The organism is Desulfuromonas carbonis, from assembly GCF_054658035.1.
This window is the reverse complement of record NZ_BAAHXR010000003.1, coordinates 579,804-598,173: the sequence shown is the minus strand read 5'-3', so window position 1 is coordinate 598,173 and position 18,370 is coordinate 579,804. Positions and strand designations below refer to the sequence as shown.

Sequence of the window (18,370 nt, the reverse complement as noted above, 5' to 3'; positions counted from 1 at the left end):
TAGCCCTTGCCGCCCTTCTTCCCGCCGTGCTAGACTCCAGGCCCTTGCAACAGGAAACTGGCCCGGTTGGCCCCGGCCTTCTGCCGCAGCCTCGGCGCGGAGTCCCCTGCCCATGCTGATCCGTTTTTTCAGTTCACTCTACCTGACCCTCGGGCTCCTGCTGGGGTTGGCCGCCGTCTCTGTTTTCGGAACCCTCCAGCCAGGGCGGGACGAGGGCCTGGGTGTAGCGCGCTACGACCTCTTTTACCAGAGCATCTGGTTTCGGTTGCTGCTGCTGCTGCTCGCTCTGAACCTGGCGGTCTGCACTCTGCGCACCATCCGGCGCAATCTCGCTGACCGCTCCCGACATCTCGACCTGCTGCGTTCGGAACGGGTCTTCAGCTCGCCGTTGCGCTACCTCCTCCCCCGGAATACGGATATGGCGCAGCTTGCTGCCGCCCTGCGCGCATCGGGCTACCGGGTTGCGGTCGCGGACGGGGCCCTGGTCGGCGAGCGTGGCCGGGTCGGTCGCTGGGGGTCGACGCTGGTTCACCTCTCGGTGCTGCTGATCATGGCCGGCGCCTTTTGCAGCCAGCTCGGCTTTGTCGGTACCCTGAATATTTACGCCGGCGACCAGAGCGATGTCTACTTCGACTGGGAGCGACAGCAGGATCTTCCTCTCGGCTTTACCTTCCGCCTCGATCAGTTCGAACCGCGTTACTACCCCATCGAGTTGCAGTTTGCCGCCCTCGACCCCGCCAGCGGCCAGCTTCTTGCGACCTATACCTGCCGCGAGGGGGAGACCGTTTCCCTGCCAAAGCCGGGTGTGACCGCCCGGGTGCTCAAATTCATCCCGGAAGAGGAGCAGCTGATTCTTGAAATCAGTCGCGACGGTCAATCCCTCGGGGAGTACCATGCCCGCAGCGGCAAGCTTCAGGGCCAACCTTCTTTTGCCAACCGGGTCGATCCGGGGGTGGTGATCAGACCGCTGGCCTGGCGGGATCCGATTTTGCGCCAGATGCACAGCGAAGTCTCTCTCCTGCGCGCGGGCACGGTTGTTGCTAAAGGGATCATCGAGGTCAACCGGCCGCTGGTCTTCGAGGGGGTGACGATTTACCAGACCGGGTTCAGTCGTGACAAGTTCGGATTCTGGGCCGGCGGATTCCAGCTGTCGCGCGATCCCGGAGAGCCTGTGGTCTGGTTCGGCTGTCTTACCATTGTGCTCGGCCTGCTGCTGGCTTTCCTGGTCCCCTACCGGGTGATTGGCGTCAGCCGGGTCGCTGACGAGGTGTTGCTGGTTGCCCTCAGCGGTTTCCGGGGGGAGGCCGGGGCCGCGCGCTTCGATCGCCTGGAGCAGGCTTTGGCCGATGCCGGCCGCGCCGTCTCAGGCAAGCCCGGTCCCTGATTCCAGGTCTCGGGTGCTGGCGTTTGGTAAAAAAAGAGATAAGTTTATTTTAATACTGTCTGACCAGGCTTATCCCGATCTGAAATTGTCATTTTATTGACTGGCTTACGTGAGTGGGAGGGTGCCCTTGGCAGAAAACAGAACGCTGGGACCCAAAATGCGCATCCTGGCCGTCGGCCTGGTGCTGATGGCAGCCTCCTGGCTGGCCGACGCCGTCATCGACTCTTTCTTCGACCAGGAATCCTTCCTCGACAGTATCTTCGCGCCGGGAATTCATGAAATCCTGATCCGTGTCGTATTTCTCGCCAACCAGCTCGGATTTTTGATCTACATCAGCCTCCTCTTCACCCGCCAGCACCGCCTGCAGGCGGAATTGAAATCCCTTTCCGCGGCCGAAGGCGCCGAGCGGCGTCGCTGCGAGAATATCCTCGAGGTTCTGGGGGACGGGGTCAGCATCCAGGACGCGGAGTTGCGCATTCTCTATCAGAATGCTCTGCATCGGCAGATGATGGGCGAGCATCTGGGGGAGTACTGCTACCGGGCCTACCGGCAGCAGGAGACGGTCTGCCCCGGCTGCCAGCTGGTGACCGCATTTAACGACGGCCGCGTCCACGTTCATGAAGGTGAGCGAGTGGAGGCGGGGGGGCGCCGTGTCTTCGAGATCATCTCCTCGCCGCTACGTGATTCCTCCGGAAAGATCGTCGCGGGGATCGAGGCGGTTCGCGATATCACCGCCCGCAAGCTGCTGGAAGAGCGCTTGCACGACCAGATGGCAGCGATGGAAAGTTCCATCGACGGCATCGGCATCCTCAATGCCGCGGCGCACTATACCTACCTGAATCAGGCCCATGCCGAGCTTTACGGTTACGAGCGGCCGGAGACTCTGCTGGGGCGGAGCTGGCGGGACCTGTACGACGCCGACGAGGTCGCCCGCATCGAGCAGGCGATCCTGCCGGAGCTCTTTGCCGCAGGGCGCTGGCGAGGCGAGGCGAGGGGACGGCGCCGCGACGGCAGCCTCTTTCCGCAGGAGCTTTCGCTGAGCGTTTTGGCCGATGGCGGCATCGTCTGTGTCGTCCGCGACATCACGCGCCGGCACCAGTCGCTGGCCGAAATCCAGCAGGTCAACCGGGACCTCGAAAACCGCACCGCCGAACTCCAGTCCGCCAATCGGGAGCTCGAAGCCTTCGGCTATTCCCTCTCCCACGATCTGCGCTCCTTCCTCACCAAGATCTCGGCCGCCGCCCAACTGTTCGAGGCCGATGCGGATTCGGCGCTCAGCGCGACCGGCAACTACTGCCTCGAGACCATTCTCACGGCAATCGACGGCATGGATGACCTGATCGAGGCGATGCTGGTCATCTCCCAGGTCAGCCGCAAGGCGTTGCATATCGAGACGGTAAATCTGAGCGAACTGGCTGGCGAGGTCGTCCTTGGGCTGCGCCTCGGCGACCCCCAGCGACTGGTCGATGTCGTTGTTTCCCCGGACCTGGTCGCCCGGGGCGACCGCCAGCTGCTGCGGGTCCTCCTCGACAATCTGCTCGGCAACGCCTGGAAGTATACCGGGGAGGCCAGTCACCCCCGGATCGAATTCGGCCAGACTGAACAAGGGGGACAGCAGGTCTTCCTGGTCCGCGACAATGGCCGCGGCTTCGACATGAGCGAAGCGTCCCGCCTCTTTCACCCCTTCCAGCGCCTTTCCAATGTCGGCGCGATTCCCGGCACCGGCATCGGGCTGGCAACGGTGGCCCGGGTCGTCCAGCGTCACGGCGGACAAATCTGGGCCGAGGGGAGTGCTGACGGAGCGGTTTTCTACTTTACCCTCCCCTGACCGGCCCTCTGCGGCCGCTGCTCGGCCGACCGGTGCGAATTCCCTTGCTTTTCGGCGGCCGATCGCCTAGAGTGCGCGGCGACTGTACAACGCCCCGGCGGTTTTTCTCCCACCCCGCCCGACGCTTCATCGCTCCGACCCCCCTGCTTCGCATCCCCATTGCAACGCAGCTGCACGACCGGTTGGCGACGATGTCTCTTGCCAGTCGGTTTCGTGTTGTTGCCGTTTCCCTCTTCAGGGCAGCTGTCTGCCCTGCGGCACACACCTTCTTTTGCTGCGACCGGTATTTTCCGGCCGTCTTTTCCGGGCAGTCGCCTGCGACGGGGAGCGTTGCCCCGCAGCTGGCCACGGAAGAAGCGGCCCGGATTACCAAAAACGCGAGGAATTTAGATGAATTTTCAGGATTTCCAGCTGGCGCCGACCATCCTCAGGGCGGTCACCGAGTGTGGTTACACGGCCCCGACCCCGATCCAGGAGCGCGCCATTCCCCTGGCTCTCGAAGGACGCGACCTGATCGCCACCGCCCAGACCGGCACCGGCAAGACCGCCGCCTTTGTCCTGCCGGCCCTGCAGCGCCTCGGCACCCCCCCGAGCGGGCGCGGCCGCGGGCCGCGGATTCTGGTGCTGACCCCGACCCGGGAGCTCGCCAACCAGGTCACCGAAGCGGTACGCAACTACGGCAAGTACCTGCGCATTCGCAGCGGCGCCATCCTCGGCGGGATGCCCTACCCGGAACAGCAGCGCCTGCTCGCCGCGCCCGTCGACCTGATCGTCGCCACCCCGGGACGGCTGATCGACCATCTGCAGCGCGGCCGTCTCGACCTTTTCCGGCTCGAGATCCTGATCCTCGACGAAGCGGACCGCATGCTCGACATGGGGTTTGCCGATGATGTCGACAAGATTGCCAAGGCGACCCCCGCCGGACGCCAGACCATGCTCTTTACCGCCACCCTCGATACGGCCATGGCGCGCCTTGCCGGCCGCCTGCTGCGCAACCCCGAGCGGATCGAGGTGGCCGGAGAGAAGGTGACCCATGCGCAGATCGAGCAGCGCCTCCATCACACCGACAACCTGGAGCACAAGGAGCGCCTCCTCAAGCACCTCGTCGCCGAAGCCGACCTGACCCGGGCGATTATCTTTGCCGCAACCAAGCGCGACGCCGACAGCCTCGCCGGGCGCCTGCGCACCCAGGGGCATGCAGCCGCCGCCCTGCACGGCGACATGAGCCAGCGGGAACGCAATCGTACCGTCACCGACCTGCGTCGCGGCAAGGTACGCCTGCTGGTGGCGACCGACGTCGCCGCCCGTGGACTCGACGTTTCCGGCATCAGCCATGTCATCAACTACGACCTGCCGAAATTTGCCGAAGATTACGTGCATCGCATCGGCCGCACCGGTCGCGCCGGCGCCTCGGGAATTGCCATCTCCTTCGCTTCCGCCCAGGATCTCGGCGCCCTCGGCCGCATCGAGCGCTATATCGGCCAGCAGGTGCCGATTCAGACCGTTCCCGGTTTGGAGCCGACCCGGCCGTTGCGGCGGCCGAGCGCTACCCCGGGACGTCGACCCGGCGGCCAGCGCCCTGGCGCCCCGCGCCGCAGCGGCCAGACCAGCTGGCAGCAGCGACCGGCCGCCGGCGGCGGACCGGGAGGCGCCACCCGCGGTGGGCGGCAGCCGATCGTCGAGGAGCGCAGTCTCCGGTCGCGCCGGCCGACCGGCTCGGCGCGCTGAGACTTCCTGAACGACCCAATAAAAAACCCCGCTGGGCGGCTGCCGGCGGGGTTTTTTATTGGGTGATATCCCTGAGACCTGGAGCTATTGTCCCGGCACCGGCCGGTTGCGAAAGCGGTTAAGCTGGGAGACCAGGGCAAAGCCGCCGTCATTGAAAGCGAAGCTCTCTTTCATGACATAGTTGTCGACGTAGGCGGTGCCGGGGAAGGCGTCAAAGGCGAAACGGCCGAGCATGCCCGAGGGGTCCTGCTGCAGACAGCGCCCCTTGTTTTCGAGGTCGATCCAGACGTGGTCCGATTCCCCCTGCGGGGTGATAACGATCCCCATCACCAGGCGCAGGTCTTCCTGCGGCATCCCCATCGCCCGATAAAGACTGGCGAGCAGGGCAGCCTTGCCGAGGCAGCTGCCGACGCCATATTGGAGCGTGGCGCTCACCGGACCGGGCGGGACGAAAGGGGCGAAGCGGATTTCGTTCTGGACGAAGTTGTAGGCCGCTTCGAAGGAAGGAAGACCGAGGGCGAGTCGGCGAATCTCCGGGTCCTCGGGGTCGATCAGGTCGACGTAGTCGCTGGCCGGATTGACCCGCATATCGTGGAAGGTCGGTGGCACTATGGCACTGCTGGCGAGATGATCCTCGGTGGGCAGGATATCGAACTGGCCAAGGAGGAAGCCGGCGAGGAGCGCCAAGGTTATTGCCGCTGGTAGCAGGAGGATGTTTTTCATGCCGTCAGTAGTAACACTGATCGCCAGAACATGAAAATGAAAAAATTAACAAAACCAAATTTTAATCTGGCGGAACTGATTCGGAATCGGCCGAAATGAGCGCGGCCCCGACCCCGAAACCGGGATGGGGGCCGCATCGGCTTGCCTTTGCAGGAAACGCCCGGTCAGCGATTCGCTTCGTCGAGCATGAAGTTAAGGAGTTCGATTACCACCTTGACGTCATCCTTGGTCATGTCCGAATCGGGTTTGCGCAGCATCTTGATGCCGTAAGCCCGGGTCGCATTGCGGTCGAAAAGGCCGCCGGTGATGGGCGCAACACCTGTTTGCAGGGCGATGGCGGTTCGCTCCTGGGAGTGGCATTTGATGCATTTAACTGCCATCAGCTTGTAGGCCTCCTGCATCCTGGGCGGGAAGCTCGAGACATCGAACTGGGTGGCATCCCCCTTGCCGAGGACCACGAGCTTTGCCTCGACGCTGGTCGCCAGCAACAGCACGGCGCAGAGCAACAGGACGACTTTTTTCATTGGGAACACCTCGTTTGATTAAGTCCCGCCCCGGAAATCGGTGCCGGACGGACATTTCGTTGCCGGTCCGGTTCAGAAAGAGAGCGCAACCTGGAAGGTCCCGGCCTTGCTGGTACCAGTAGGAGCTTCCGTATGGACGTACTCGAGGACCATGCGCAGGTTCTGCAGGTAGGCGTAGCTGATGCTCGGGATGAACCTCTGCGTGATGTCGGTCCCCTCGATATCCTGGTACTCGTAGCGGAAGGCCGGGATGAGATCCGATCCGATCAGGTACTGGGCCTGGCCGAGATAGAAGTGGAACTTGACCGAGCCGCCGGTCCCGCTCGGGTCATCGTCCTCGCCGAAGGTACCATGGAGGCGAATCTTGAGCCGCTGGTAAAGGAGCTCCCCCTCCAGGCCGAGACGGTAGAAATCGTTGGCGCCGAAGTCGGAGGAGCCGAGATAGCCGAAGGTGCCGAAGGTGAGAGTCAGAAAGTCCCAGACGCTATCCTGGTCGAGATCGACCTCGGGCTCCTGGCCGAGAAAGTCGGTACCGCCAATTCGGGCGGAGAGGTGGGCGTAATAGTTCTTCTTGTTCTCTGCCTTGTTGGTCTCGGAACCATTGGTGACGCCGGCTGCCGCGAAGAGGCGCGAACCGAGCACCGCGTTGAGTTCGACGGCGGACTGGCGGCCGGAGAGACGGAAAGGATTGTCGCCGACGCGCATGGAGTTGTGGCCGAAGCCGCTCAGAGAAGACCGGTCGTTGGACTTCCAGAGGCTCAGCTTCGGCTTGAACTTGCCGAACTTGATGTTGAGCGGCGTGCCGTAAAAATGACGGAACTGGACCGAGAGGTCGCCGATGCTGGAGCTGCCGAAGCCGTACTCTCCCCAGAATCCGACCTGATTGTGGAAGTTGCCGCCGGCGAAGAGTTCCATGCCGGTACCGCCGTCCAGATCGAAGTTCGGCTGCTTGTCCTCGTTGTAGATCATCCGGTAGGTCGCCATGATCGAGAGCGGCAAGGGATCGGGGAGACCGCTGTTGAAGAGGGCGTCAGCTCCCTTGGCGAGATGCACCAGGGGCGAATCGGCGGCCGGTGTCGGCGCCTGCTCTGGCGGTGCGGTCGCGGGGAGTTCCTTTGGCCAGACGAAGCTGTTCTTTTCAAACGCGTCGCCGAACTCGTTGCGTTCCGGAAAGATGGTGTGGCAGGTCGTGCACTCGGTCTTGTACTGGCGCGAGAAGGCGGGGATCGCCAGCGCCTGAGTCGCCAGCAGGACCGGGGCCAACAGGCCAAGGACGAGCAGGGAGAGGGAAAAACGTGCTGTCATGGGAGAGCCTCCTGCAGCTTCGAGAAAAGAGCAGTTCTGGCGGTAACCCGGGTCCGGGCCGATTGTGCCAGCAGTCGTGGTGCAAAGATTGCAGTCGGGCAAGGAATGCAGGTCCTGCGCCAATATCGACTATTTTTCGGGAGTGTAGCTGGCTTGCGGAATTGTTTTAATCCGGAGCCGATTTCACCTCCGTGGTTGCACCGGACGGGGGGCTGCTGCTCCGCAAAATGACTGGACACCACGTGGTTTTTATGTATAAGTAGGCCCATTTAATCTCAGGGGGGTCCAATTCCCCGAAGCTTGCTTCGCTATCGCCAATATGAAATATTGGCGACATGAGCGAATATGTACACAAAAGTCATAATGTTTCTGTGCTGTTATACCATCTTGTTTGCCCAGCAAAATACCGCCGGGTTGTTTTCACCCCAGAGGTTGATGGCTGTCTCAAAGAGGTCTGCCTTGAGATCGCCAAAAGATACGAGATTCAGTTCGTAGAAATTGGGACCGACAAAGACCATGTTCACTTTTTGGTGCAGTCGGTTCCAATGTACAGCCCAACGCAGATTGCACGAGTCATCAAAAGCATTACGGCCAGAGAAATATTCAAACGAGTCCCATCGGTTAAAAAGCAACTATGGGGTGGCGAATTTTGGACAAAGGGCTATTTTGTGAACACTGTAGGCCAAAAGGGTAATGAGAAAACCATTGCGACCTATGTTAGAAATCAAGGCCGAGAAAAAGAGTATCAGCAATTGCACCGCGAGCAGTTAACGCTTTTTGATACCCCGTAGCTTGCTGCGGGGTAGTTCATTCATCGGCTCCGGGCAGGGTGGCAGGCTTTTTCGGCCTATCTTCGTCGGGAGCAGGTAGGGGCAGAGGGGTGCGTCATGTTTCGAAATCTGCAGCTGAAATACAAGCTGGTTCTGCTCTTCCTGCTGATGGCGCTGATCGTGGCGGTAACCGGCTCCTTCGGGCTCTGGAGCCAGGCCCGGATTGGCGACCTGCTGGCGTTGCAGAAGAGCAGTGCCGCCCAGGAAAAACTTGCCGTGCTGATGAAGGTCACCCTCCAGGGAGGGCGGGTCAACCTGCTCGAAGCGGCGATGACCCGGAACAATGCCGATGACTTTGAAAACAGCAAGATCGACTATGAACTGAAGCGGGACAGTTTCGATAGCTATTGCACTATGCTGCGCAAGGGGCAGCCGAAGTTGCACATCCCGCCCGCAGAGCCCGGCAGCTTGCTGGAGCAGCGGATCATCAAGGTGGTCGATGTCTTTCACGACTTCGATCAGGTCGCGCTGCAGATACTTTCGGTTCAGGAAGGCCTGATGGCCGGAACGACAACCGACGACGGTAAGCTCTCCCGGCTGCTTCGGGAAGAATTGCCGCAGGTGGTGGACCGGGCAAGCGTCAGCGTCGATGACCTGCTGGTCGAGGTCGGCAGCCTCGCCGCCAAGAACGAACTCGCTGCCAGCGCCATCCAGAAACGCTCCAATATCACCTTCCTCTCGGTCATCGGGGGCGCCATTCTGCTCGCCATTCTCCTCGGCCTCTTTGCGACCCAGACCATTGTCGGTCGGGTCAACCTGCTGATGAAGTCCTTGAAGCTGGGTGCCGAGGGGGATTTGACCGCCCTGGTGAAGGTCGAGGCGGCGGATGAACTGGGCCGGCTCGGCGACGATTTCAACCAGATGCTGGAAAAGCTCTCGACGATGATGGGAAAGGTCAAGAAGTCGACCGGCGAACTCGGCCGCATCGCTACCAGCATCCAGCTCGTCTCGCGCGACGTCATCGCCACCGCCGAGGTGCAGCAGCATGGGATCGACGAGACCTCGGCAGCGATCCTGCGCATCAACGCGTCCCAACAGGGGATCAGCGCTGCCGTGGAAAATCTTTCGAGTTCCTCGGCCGAGACCTCCAGTTCGATTCTCAACATGGCCAAGAGCATCCAGGGGGTAGCGCTCAACACCGAAGCGCTTGCCGGCTCGGTGACCCAGGTCAGTTCGGCGATTGGCGAAATGGACGCCACGATCCGCCAGATCGAGCAGAATGCCAACGATCTGCGCAGCGCTTCGGTCAGCACCGCTTCGTCGATCGCCGAGATGGACTCCTCGATCCAGGAGGTCGAGCAGAATGCCCAGCAGACGGCGGAGATTTCCGCCCGGGTCCACGAAGATGCCGAATCGGGCCAGCAGGCGGTCCAGGCGACGATCCGCGGCATCCAGGAGATTCGCCAATCTTCGCGCTCGGCTGCCGAGTCGATCAACGTCCTGTCGCAGAGCGCGGACGACATCGGGATGATCCTCTCGGTTATCAATGATGTCACCGAAGAGACCCGGCTCCTCTCCCTCAATGCCTCGATCATTGCCGCCCAGTCGGGCGAGCATGGCCGGGGATTCGCCGTGGTTGCCGACGAAATCCGCAAGCTGGCCGAGAGGACCAGTGAATCGACCCGGGAGATCGACCAGCTGATCAGCCGGGTGCAGGACGAGACGCGGCGGGCGGTGGAGGCGATCCGGGGGGCCGAAATCAAGGTCGCCGAAGGGGAGGTCCTGTCGCAGAAATCGGGTGAGGCCTTGCGTGAGATCGTCGGCGGCGTCGACCAGGCGGCGACCAGGATCGGCGGCATCGCCCGGGCCACCCGGGAACAGGCCCGGGGGAGCCTGCTTATTCGCGAGACAATGGAAAAGGTTGCCGACATGGTCAGCCAGATCGCCGTCTCCACCCACCAGCAGGCCCGCGCCAGCGAACAGATCATGAGCGAGGTAGAGAAGATGGCCGAACTCACCGTCATGGTCCGCGATGCCACCAAAAAACAGAACGCCGATGGCGGCCTGATCTCTCGCCTTAGCGAAGAGATCGGAGCAATGATCGAGAAGATCCGCGAACGCTGCAGCGAACAGGCCGAGGGGGGCGAGCAGATTGTCGAGGCCCTGGCCAACATCCAGGAGTCCACGCGCCACAACCTGAGCTCGGCCAAGGTCATGGGAGACACCCTTGGCAACCTTTCCCTGCAGATCTCCACCCTCGAACAGGAAGTCGTGGAGTTCAAGGTCCTCGAATAAAGAAAAGAGGCAAACGACCGACAACAACCGCCCCCCGGCTTTTCGGGGGGCGGTTGTTGTTTGTGCCTATTCCTGGGAACGATAAGTCCCATGGGTCCTATAATGTTGCTGTTTCAGGACTTGCTGCGTGCCAGCTGCAGCGCCAGCGCCAGGAAGATGCCACCGGCCGCGCGATGGAGCCAGCGCTGGAGTCTGGGGGTGTCGGCAAGGCGGGCGGCAAGGGTCGCGGCCAGCAGGGCAATGGCGCCGAAGACGAGCAGGGTGGCGAGGATGAAGAGGGCGCCGAGAAGGAGCAGCTGGGGCGCCAGCGGTCCGCGGGCCGGATCGGCGAACTGGGGGAGAAAGGCGAGGAAGAAGAGGGAAACCTTGGGGTTGGTAAGATTCATCAGGATGCCCCGGCGGTAGAGGTGTCTTGGTCCGGGGAGCGGCCTGCTGCCGGTTTCTGCCGCGGCGTCGGGGGCGCGCCAGGCCTGCCAGGAGAGATAGAGCAGGTAGCCGACGCCCAGCAGCTTGAGGGTGGTGAAGGCGGCGGCTGAGGCCTGGACAAGGGCAGCGACGCCGCAGACCACCGCCAGGGTATGGCCGATCAGGCCGGTACAGAGGCCGAGGGTGATGGCGAACCCTGCCCCGCGGCCGCCCAGCGCCGCCTGGGTGAGGACGAAGAGATTGTCGGGCCCGGGAACGAGCGCCAGCAGCAGGGCCGCGGCAAAAAAAGTGGCGAGGACCTCAGTGGCAGGCATGATAGTGAAACCCTCTGGTACGGTGGGTTTGGGGGCTAGGTCGGGTCAGGGCGCCTTCTGAAGACGAACAGGTTGCAGCCGTGGCGGTTGGTAGTTGTCAGCTTCTCCAGGGTGTAGCGGCGGCCGGGATAAAAGGGGGAAAATGGCTCTGTTTCAGATCGTGTGGGTAACGCTACTTCGTTTTGCCAGATATTGCTCTTTCTCAACCCCAACATCTTCTGTAGGGCGATGCTGGCAGATGTGCCAGCATCGCTTCCACCAGATTTGCCGGTACCGGTGCGAGATGGTCACCCGAAGGGAGGAATGACAATTAATGGCAGCAAAAAGCCCATTTTTGTCAGCGAGGATGGGGGTACCGGGATTGCCCGGATAGGCTGGTAGATTGAGCGGTGGGACCGGCTGGTCTATTTTTTTGTGAAGTGCGGAGCCAGATTGCCCGGAGCCAGCAACATGAAGAATTCATTGTCGGAAACGTATTTAATCTTGATCTTGTCAAACTTTCCCTCCTTGATTTTCGCGGGGAGGTTGCATTTGACGACCGAATGGTAAAAGTGGCTCTTTTCGATATACCATTTCCCTTCCAGGGAGACCTCTTTCGGCCCGTCCTTGAAATAATAGACGCCATTTTCGGTCCAGCTGCCGTCCTTGTTGAAGAGGTAGACGGTACTGCCATTTTCGTCCTCGGCATACCATTCGCCAATGATCTTGTTGGTCATTTCCTCGTCGGACATGGCAAAGGCCATGGAAAAAAGACCTTGGCACAGGGTGGCTACCACGATCAGCAGCAGGATTCGACTCATGGCTATCTCCTCAGCATTTTCCATGTCCGGTCGGCGCGGCAGGTCTTCCCGGCCGCCTTAAGCACCCCGGCCCAACACAATAGCAAAATCCAACCTTCAGGCATTACCGGTCATGGGGATTTATTCAGGAAGCGTGCCCATTACTGTCTCGGGAGCCTTGCGAATTTGCGGGGCAGAAAATTTGGCGACGGTTCAGGGACCTGTGCCAGTTATGAAGGCCCGGGAATTGCCTCTCGTTCCGCGATGGAATTCCTCAGCCTTCTCCGCTGATCCTGAGCCGCTTGGCCAGCGCTGCCGAACCTTGAAAGGCTGGCCGGAGTACCCCCCCCCCCCCCCCCCCCCAAGGGCAGGAAACAGTAAAAATATTAAAAAAACCCAACATAATTCCGCTAGGCCCGGGTAACAAGATTGAAAAGGCGGCCCGTTGTTATATCCTTGAATCTAGGAGAGTTGTGCCCCGGACGCCGGCGATGGCTCTCCCTTTTTTCGGAAGGGCATCGTGAAATGCCGGTGATTTTTCCAATTGTGCAGGGAAAGAACGGACAGTCGCATTTTTGGAACGACCCTTGCTATAAATTTTAACCACCTGGGAGCCATTCCGGTTTTTGCGTTCCATTATCAGGGCTTTTTCGGCGGGTGATCCATGAAGGTTGTTTTGGACAATTACAGGGGAAACCAAGGCTTTACCCTCGTTGAGTTGCTGGTCGCCCTGACCATTTTTTCCATCGGCCTGCTGGCCCTGGCATCCATGCAGATAACCGCTATTCAGGGCAACGCCCAAGCCAATCGACTGTCCCAGGAGGCCTCCATGGCCCAGGGCGTCATGGAGCAGATCCTCGCCTGGAAATCGGACGACGCGCGCTTGAAGAGCAGTTCCTCCAACCAGACCTGGGTGTTTTCCGACGGCTCGACCACCTACAGCGAAACGGGATCCAGCAACCTCTCCGCCAGCTACACCGTGATTGCCAATTCCCCCCTTGCCAACATGGCCACCATCACCGTCAATGTCCAGGGGCCCGAAGGAGTTGCGACCTTGACCGAATACAAGAAAACTGTCAACTAGATGACCAGTAGAGGCCAAAAGGGATTTTCGCTGATCGAACTCCTCATCGTGGTAGCGATGATGGGACTTGTTGTCATGGCTGTCTACGGCCTGTATGGCAACACTCAGCGTACCGCCTATACTACCGAAGAGGTCGGGGAGGTCCAGCAAAACCTGCGTTACGCCATCAACCGGATGAGCCGGGACATCCGCCTGACCGGGTTTTTGGTGCCGGTCACCACCTCCAAGGTCGTGCTCGCGAGCGCCGACACCTTCAGTTTTCGTACGGCCTCGCTCAGCGGCGCCATCGGCAGTCTCGCTGCGGCGCCGACGGTAGATCCCGGAGACGCCTCCGGCCAGACCTACATATTCACCCTCGCGCAGCCCGGGATGGCCAGTTTCTTCGTCGGTCCGGGCAACGACGTGGCGACCCGTTGGGCACGGATCGTGCGACCCAATACTGCGACCCAACCGGTGGTGGCATTTTTCAAGGTGACCAACGTGGATCCAGACCCCACCAACCCAAGCCTGACCCTCACGGGGATCCCGGCGGGAACGGGGTTTTCAGCGGGGGACATCATTCTCCCTTACACCGACGCCGCCCTCGACGACACCAACGATATCTCCACCGGGGTGGCGGTGGCGCCGGCAAAACCCGGATACGACGCACCCGCTCCGGTACCGAATCTGGTGCAGCAGGTCACTTACACCCTGGTCGATGATACGGACAGCGCCGACCCGGCCATGAAGGTGCTTCTGCGAAGCTCCAGCAATGAAGGGTCGATCGAAATCGCGGCCAATATCACTGCCCTCACCTTCAGCTACCTCCTCGAGGACGGTTCGGAAGTCGCGACGGTCACAGATCCCTCCGCCATCGGCGACATCGTCGGGGTGAGGATCGTCCTGACCGGGAGTACCGACGCTACCAAGACTGGAAAGGACACCTTTTCCGGGGTCAAAATCCGCAGCCTCACGACCCTTGTCAAGTTTCGCAACTGATCATCCTGGGACCCAGGGAGGACAACATGCACCCCTATCCGGCGGAGAATCTCAAGGGCGAACAAGGATTTGCCCTGATCCTGGTTCTGGTGATGCTGGGCATTCTGAGCCTGCTCGGCATCCTGGCGCTCAATACCTCCCACAGTGAATTGACCATCACCAGCAACTTCAAAACCTCCCAGCGCGCTTTTTCGGCGGCTGAACGGGCGGTGGAATACGCTCTCGCCAACCCGGCCATCGTCGGCGCCACGGCCAGCGCGACAAACCTGAACCCCTATGCCGCGAGCATTACTATCGACAATTCCGGGCTGGACACCTCTGCAACCAACGTGCTGCGCAATCTCGGCGTCGGCGAGCTGCCCGACTTTCTGGCGCAGAGCTACAGCCAGGAGAAGTTCGGCGGAAATTTTTACAACATTTCGGTGCAGACCCGGGGACCCGGAGGCCGCTCGAAGGCCCGTGTGGAGACCCAGCAGATCCGGATTTTCCAGAAAGACGACGAAGGTCAGCTGATCACGACCTCGGGAGGCTAATTAATGAAGTTCGGGATGATGTCTCGGGGAATTCTGTTGCTGGCCCTGGTTTGGGCCGGCATCGCCCATGCCGGCCTGCCGGACCGCTATATCGGGGACACTTCGATTTACAGCGGCACCTCGGTCAAGCTCAAGCCCAACGTCATGATTCTGGTCGACACCAGCAAGAACATGAGCCAGGGCGGCGGAACCGATCCCTACGATAAAAACACCGTCTATCCAGGCACCTATGCCACCAATATGATCTACAGCCAACTGAACGCCGGCAACTACCAGGCCTACGTCGCCGACGTCAACGCCGCCGGAGTCTGCGCCGAGGCCAAGACCGCGCTGCTGGAATATGGCTTCTACAACAAGGGCCTGAAAAAGACCTCCGGGGACTGCTCCAGCAAGAGCAGCGATATCGGCAACTACTACCTGGGTAACCTACTCAACAAGACCCAGGCAGTGCCGGCGCCGACGGCCACCTGGCAGCCCAGTACAGCCTATGCGGTCGGCGATGTGGTCCGCCCCACCGATGCCAGCAACACCAACACCTACCGCTGTACCAATACCGGCACGTCAGGCCTGACCGAACCGACCTGGCCGACCGCCGCCGGCGGTACCGTCACCGACAATGGGGTCGGCTGGGAAATCACCGCCACCCTCATGGAGGTGGTCAAGGCGGTCCTCAAGCAGGCGGCGGGCGCCCTCGCCCAGGACATCAAGATCGGTATCGCCACCGTCGGACCGAACAACGCCGGGGGGTACGTGCGGGCCGAGGTCAAGGATGTGTCCCCCGTGATGTTTGATCCCGGCACCGGCACCATGGTCCCCAACCCGACGGGCATCGCCAACTTCGATGCCCTGACCACCGTCATCAACAACCTCGGCTTCATCTCCAGCAATACCTCCATGCCGATGAACGAGGCGTTGTACGACATGCTTCATTACTACCAGGGGAACAACGACAGCACCCAGAAGCTGGCCTCCGGCGCCGCGGTTTTTTCGGCCCCCGCCCCCATCGACTACGCCTGCCAGAAGAACTATGTTCTGGTGCTGACCACCGGCAGCTCCACCGCCAGCCCGCAGGCCGAAGGTGCCGTCGGCGACCAGGACGGCAACGGCCTGGCCGGCCGGGTGGACGATGCCGCCAAGCTCCTCTATGAAACTGACATGCTCCCCGACGTCCACGGAGCCGATAAGACCGAGGGTTACCAGCGGGTCCAGACCAGCGTCATCCAGCTGATGACCTCCTACGTCCAGGAACTCGACCAGACCACCGATGGCAGCCACGGCCGGGGCGACTACTTCCTGGCCAACAACACCGAAGAGCTGACCGACGCCCTGTTGAACCTGATGAACAATATCGTTCGGGAAGCGGAGACCGCCTTTGTCGCGCCGGTCGTTCCGGCCAGCCCGGAAAACCGTACCTACAGCGGCAAAAGAATCTATATCGGCTTTTTCAAGCCCATCTCCCAGAAGCCCTGGTACGGCAACCTGAAAAAATTCGGTATCAACAGCGATCTCGAAATAGTCAGTGCCAACGGCGTGGACCTGGCCACCAACAATGACGGCACCTTCAACGCCGGTGCCACTTCCTTCTGGAGCGATAACAACAATCAATATACGGTCACCGGCGATTCCGGCGACGTTCAGCGGGGCGGGGTTGGCGGACAGCTCATGGCCCGAAACCTGGCCACCGCCCCGCGCAAGATCTGGACCTGGACCGGTAATGCCGCCAAGATGAATATGACCGATACGGAAAACCTTGTCGCGCTGGGCAACGCGAACCTGACCAGCGCCATGCTCGATGTCGCCGACGCCACCGAACGTAGCAAGCTCATCAAGTACCTGCAGGGATACGACGGTTACAACGACGGCGGCAACGGCGACACGGAGAAGCGGGAATGGCTGCTCGGCGACATCCTCCACTCCAAGCCCCTGGTGGTGAATTACAAGCGTTATGTCCTGACTGAGGCCAACGAGAGTGATCCGGCCATCAACAAGACCTTTATCTTCCAGGGGGCCAACGACGGTATGCTCCACTGTTTCCGGGATGCCGACGGGGGTGAGGAATGGGCGTTCATCCCCCCGGACCTCCTGCCACGGCTGAAGAACCTCAGGGATACCGCCCACAGTTACTTCGTCGACGGCACCCCGTCCGTCTACATCCACGATGCCAACAATGACGGTCAGGTCGTCCCCGCGGACGGCGATTTCGCCATCCTGATTTTCGGCCTCCGCCGTGGCGGCGGGCTGCAATCCCTCTCGGAGGCCGGCTTCCGTGGCGGCTTCTACGCCCTCGACGTAAGCAACCCGGCGGCGCCCAAATATATCGGCAAGATCTCCAATCTGAGCGCGAATTTCGGCGAGATGGCCGAAACTTGGGCACAGCCCCGCCTGGCGCGGGTACAAGTCGGCAGTCAGCGCAAAATCGTGGCCTTCGTCGGCGCCGGGTACGACACGGTGGAGGACCTCCGTTTTGGCAACACCCAGACCTATCCCAGCGGTGCCACGGAAGTCCCGCTCCCATCGGGGGCGCCGGACAGTTTCATCATCGCCAAAAGCGATGATGGCGCGGCTCCACAGCACCCGCGCGGGCGGGGAATTTATGCCATCCAGGTAGCCGACCTGGTTCCGACGGCAGTGGGCGCAACCACCCTGAAGCCGGACTTCAGCGGCACGGGGAACCTTGTCTGGGGATATGTTTACGGGGCGAGCGACAACTACAGTAACGGGGTTCGTACCTCCCCTGCCATGACCTACTCCATTGCCTCGGATATCGCAGCCATGGATTTCAATGCTGATGGTCTCAACGACCGGCTCTACGTAGGCGATCTCGGCGGCAATCTGTGGCGATTCAACGTCGGTTCTTTCGACGTGGCCAACTGGAGCGCGAAAAAGGTCTTCTCCGCCAATCCCGGCAACGATGTCGATTCAAACGGCACCTCCTTCCAAACGGAGGGTCGAAAGATCTTTTACAAACCTGATATGACCGTACACAACGGCGCAGTCATCCTCTACTTCGGCTCGGGCGACCGTGCCCATCCGATGAATTACCTGAATCCCGGCCCCGACGGCGCGGTGATCGACCGGTTGTACGCCGTCAAGGACATCGACAGCGTATCGGGCACCATCACCGAAGACGACCTGTACGATGCCACGGAAAACAAGCTCCAGCAGGATCTGACTCCCGCGCAGATCCAGGCCGAGCGGGACGCCCTGGCTGCCGCCAAAGGCTGGTATATCCGATTGGATGTCAATGCCGGCGAAAAGGCTTTGGCACCGGTCAGCATCTTCAACAAGGTGGCATTTTATTCCACTTACCAGCCCGACTCCCTGGCCAACATCGATGCGGCAAACAATCCCTGTGATCCGGGCAACCTCGGATTTTCCAGGCTCTATGCTCTCGATGCGGAAACCGGCGAAGCAGTCCTGAACTTCGTCACAGGGACCGGGACCGATGCCTTCGGCGAGGATCAGGCCACCGCAGACAACAAGCGGTCCCAGGGCAAGGACGAGGAGGGGACCCCCTATATCCTCAGGCGGGCCGACCGCGAAGTCAGCCTGGGCGGCGGCATCCCCTCGGGGATGGTGTTCGTGATCGGCGCCGACGGCAGCGTTTCGGCGATCATTGCCGCCAACATCTCCTTCCCGGTGATCTCCCTGCCCGGGGACGGAACCGTCTTTCCGGTTTTCTGGACCCAATGGTAACCG

Annotated in this window: 15 protein-coding genes; 9 read left to right on the top strand and 6 right to left on the bottom strand. The window is 61.1% G+C overall.

Translation table 11 applies throughout. From position 1 onward, the window contains the following. Positions 1-112: 112 nt before the first annotated feature. From ACYQ8E_RS09690 to ACYQ8E_RS09680, 3 genes are all read left to right on the top strand, one after another. Positions 113-1,384, top strand: coding sequence for a cytochrome c biogenesis ResB family protein (locus tag ACYQ8E_RS09690; protein WP_459860817.1), 1,272 nt, complete (start codon positions 113-115; stop codon positions 1,382-1,384). Between the two features lie 127 nt (positions 1,385-1,511). Further along, positions 1,512-3,212: a sensor histidine kinase gene (locus ACYQ8E_RS09685; protein WP_157471921.1), complete on the top strand. Its 1,701-nt coding sequence runs from the start codon at positions 1,512-1,514 to the stop codon at positions 3,210-3,212. A 390-nt stretch (positions 3,213-3,602) separates the two neighbouring features. Next, the gene (locus tag ACYQ8E_RS09680; RefSeq protein ID WP_066728667.1) at positions 3,603-4,940 is read left to right on the top strand and encodes a DEAD/DEAH box helicase; all 1,338 of its coding nucleotides are present in this window, start codon (positions 3,603-3,605) and stop codon (positions 4,938-4,940) included. Positions 4,941-5,024: 84 nt separating this feature from the next. Here the strand turns inward: ACYQ8E_RS09680 and ACYQ8E_RS09675 are convergent, their stop codons facing one another. From ACYQ8E_RS09675 to ACYQ8E_RS09665, 3 genes are all read right to left on the bottom strand, one after another. Next, positions 5,025-5,663 (bottom strand): transglutaminase-like domain-containing protein, encoded by a 639-nt coding sequence (locus ACYQ8E_RS09675; RefSeq protein ID WP_082820391.1) that lies wholly within the window; start codon positions 5,661-5,663, stop codon positions 5,025-5,027. Between the two features lie 164 nt (positions 5,664-5,827). Then, on the bottom strand, positions 5,828-6,187 hold the full coding sequence (locus tag ACYQ8E_RS09670) for a cytochrome C (protein WP_066728663.1): 360 nt from the start codon (positions 6,185-6,187) through the stop codon (positions 5,828-5,830). Positions 6,188-6,259: 72 nt separating this feature from the next. Beyond that, a complete protein-coding gene (locus ACYQ8E_RS09665; protein ID WP_066728662.1) occupies positions 6,260-7,492 on the bottom strand; it encodes a hypothetical protein in 1,233 nt (410 codons plus the stop codon). A gap of 335 nt (positions 7,493-7,827) precedes the next feature. Here ACYQ8E_RS09665 and tnpA point away from each other — a divergent pair, with 335 nt between their 5' ends. Further along, positions 7,828-8,283, top strand: a complete 456-nt coding sequence (gene tnpA, locus ACYQ8E_RS09660) for an IS200/IS605 family transposase (protein WP_082820217.1) — start codon at positions 7,828-7,830, stop codon at positions 8,281-8,283. 96 nt (positions 8,284-8,379) lie between these two features. Continuing rightward, positions 8,380-10,557 carry a methyl-accepting chemotaxis protein gene (locus ACYQ8E_RS09655; RefSeq protein WP_066728660.1) on the top strand — a complete coding sequence of 726 codons (2,178 nt, stop codon included), beginning with the start codon at positions 8,380-8,382 and terminating at the stop codon, positions 10,555-10,557. Positions 10,558-10,670: 113 nt separating this feature from the next. Here the strand turns inward: ACYQ8E_RS09655 and ACYQ8E_RS09650 are convergent, their stop codons facing one another. From ACYQ8E_RS09650 to ACYQ8E_RS09640, 3 genes are all read right to left on the bottom strand, one after another. After that, positions 10,671-11,297 carry a LysE family translocator gene (locus ACYQ8E_RS09650; protein ID WP_066728658.1) on the bottom strand — a complete coding sequence of 209 codons (627 nt, stop codon included), beginning with the start codon at positions 11,295-11,297 and terminating at the stop codon, positions 10,671-10,673. A 404-nt stretch (positions 11,298-11,701) separates the two neighbouring features. Then, positions 11,702-12,097, bottom strand: a complete 396-nt coding sequence (locus tag ACYQ8E_RS09645) for a hypothetical protein (protein ID WP_459860812.1) — start codon at positions 12,095-12,097, stop codon at positions 11,702-11,704. 427 nt (positions 12,098-12,524) lie between these two features. After that, entirely contained in the window at positions 12,525-12,878 is a 354-nt protein-coding gene (locus tag ACYQ8E_RS09640) for a hypothetical protein (protein ID WP_231875435.1), read from the bottom strand. On the opposite strand from ACYQ8E_RS09640, the gene ACYQ8E_RS09635 reads away from it, so the two are divergent. From ACYQ8E_RS09635 to ACYQ8E_RS09620, 4 genes are read left to right on the top strand one after another with little or no spacing between them, the layout of a single operon-like run. Beyond that, positions 12,795-13,160 carry a hypothetical protein gene (locus ACYQ8E_RS09635; RefSeq protein ID WP_231875427.1) on the top strand — a complete coding sequence of 122 codons (366 nt, stop codon included), beginning with the start codon at positions 12,795-12,797 and terminating at the stop codon, positions 13,158-13,160. The genes ACYQ8E_RS09640 and ACYQ8E_RS09635 overlap by 84 nt on opposite strands. After that, entirely contained in the window at positions 13,161-14,138 is a 978-nt protein-coding gene (locus ACYQ8E_RS09630; protein WP_066728653.1) for a PilW family protein, read from the top strand. A gap of 26 nt (positions 14,139-14,164) precedes the next feature. Further along, positions 14,165-14,671, top strand: a complete 507-nt coding sequence (locus ACYQ8E_RS09625) for a pilus assembly PilX family protein (protein ID WP_066728652.1) — start codon at positions 14,165-14,167, stop codon at positions 14,669-14,671. 3 nt (positions 14,672-14,674) lie between these two features. Beyond that, complete coding sequence (locus ACYQ8E_RS09620; protein ID WP_459860810.1) at positions 14,675-18,367, top strand: pilus assembly protein; 3,693 nt, start codon at positions 14,675-14,677, stop codon at positions 18,365-18,367. Positions 18,368-18,370: the final 3 nt, after the last annotated feature.

What these genes read in the sequence shown, in the direction of transcription:
- ACYQ8E_RS09645 (WP_459860812.1), bottom strand. Translation starts at nt 12,097, where the DNA reads ATGAGTCGAATCCTGCTGCTGATCGTGGTAGCCACCCTGTGCCAAGGT.
- ACYQ8E_RS09625 (WP_066728652.1), top strand. Translation starts at nt 14,165, where the DNA reads ATGCACCCCTATCCGGCGGAGAATCTCAAGGGCGAACAAGGATTTGCC.
- ACYQ8E_RS09670 (WP_066728663.1), bottom strand. Translation starts at nt 6,187, where the DNA reads ATGAAAAAAGTCGTCCTGTTGCTCTGCGCCGTGCTGTTGCTGGCGACC.
- ACYQ8E_RS09630 (WP_066728653.1), top strand. Translation starts at nt 13,161, where the DNA reads ATGACCAGTAGAGGCCAAAAGGGATTTTCGCTGATCGAACTCCTCATC.
- tnpA (WP_082820217.1), top strand. Translation starts at nt 7,828, where the DNA reads ATGAGCGAATATGTACACAAAAGTCATAATGTTTCTGTGCTGTTATAC.
- ACYQ8E_RS09655 (WP_066728660.1), top strand. Translation starts at nt 8,380, where the DNA reads ATGTTTCGAAATCTGCAGCTGAAATACAAGCTGGTTCTGCTCTTCCTG.
- ACYQ8E_RS09620 (WP_459860810.1), top strand. Translation starts at nt 14,675, where the DNA reads ATGAAGTTCGGGATGATGTCTCGGGGAATTCTGTTGCTGGCCCTGGTT.
- ACYQ8E_RS09680 (WP_066728667.1), top strand. Translation starts at nt 3,603, where the DNA reads ATGAATTTTCAGGATTTCCAGCTGGCGCCGACCATCCTCAGGGCGGTC.
- ACYQ8E_RS09650 (WP_066728658.1), bottom strand. Translation starts at nt 11,297, where the DNA reads ATGCCTGCCACTGAGGTCCTCGCCACTTTTTTTGCCGCGGCCCTGCTG.
- ACYQ8E_RS09690 (WP_459860817.1), top strand. Translation starts at nt 113, where the DNA reads ATGCTGATCCGTTTTTTCAGTTCACTCTACCTGACCCTCGGGCTCCTG.
- ACYQ8E_RS09665 (WP_066728662.1), bottom strand. Translation starts at nt 7,492, where the DNA reads ATGACAGCACGTTTTTCCCTCTCCCTGCTCGTCCTTGGCCTGTTGGCC.
- ACYQ8E_RS09675 (WP_082820391.1), bottom strand. Translation starts at nt 5,663, where the DNA reads ATGAAAAACATCCTCCTGCTACCAGCGGCAATAACCTTGGCGCTCCTC.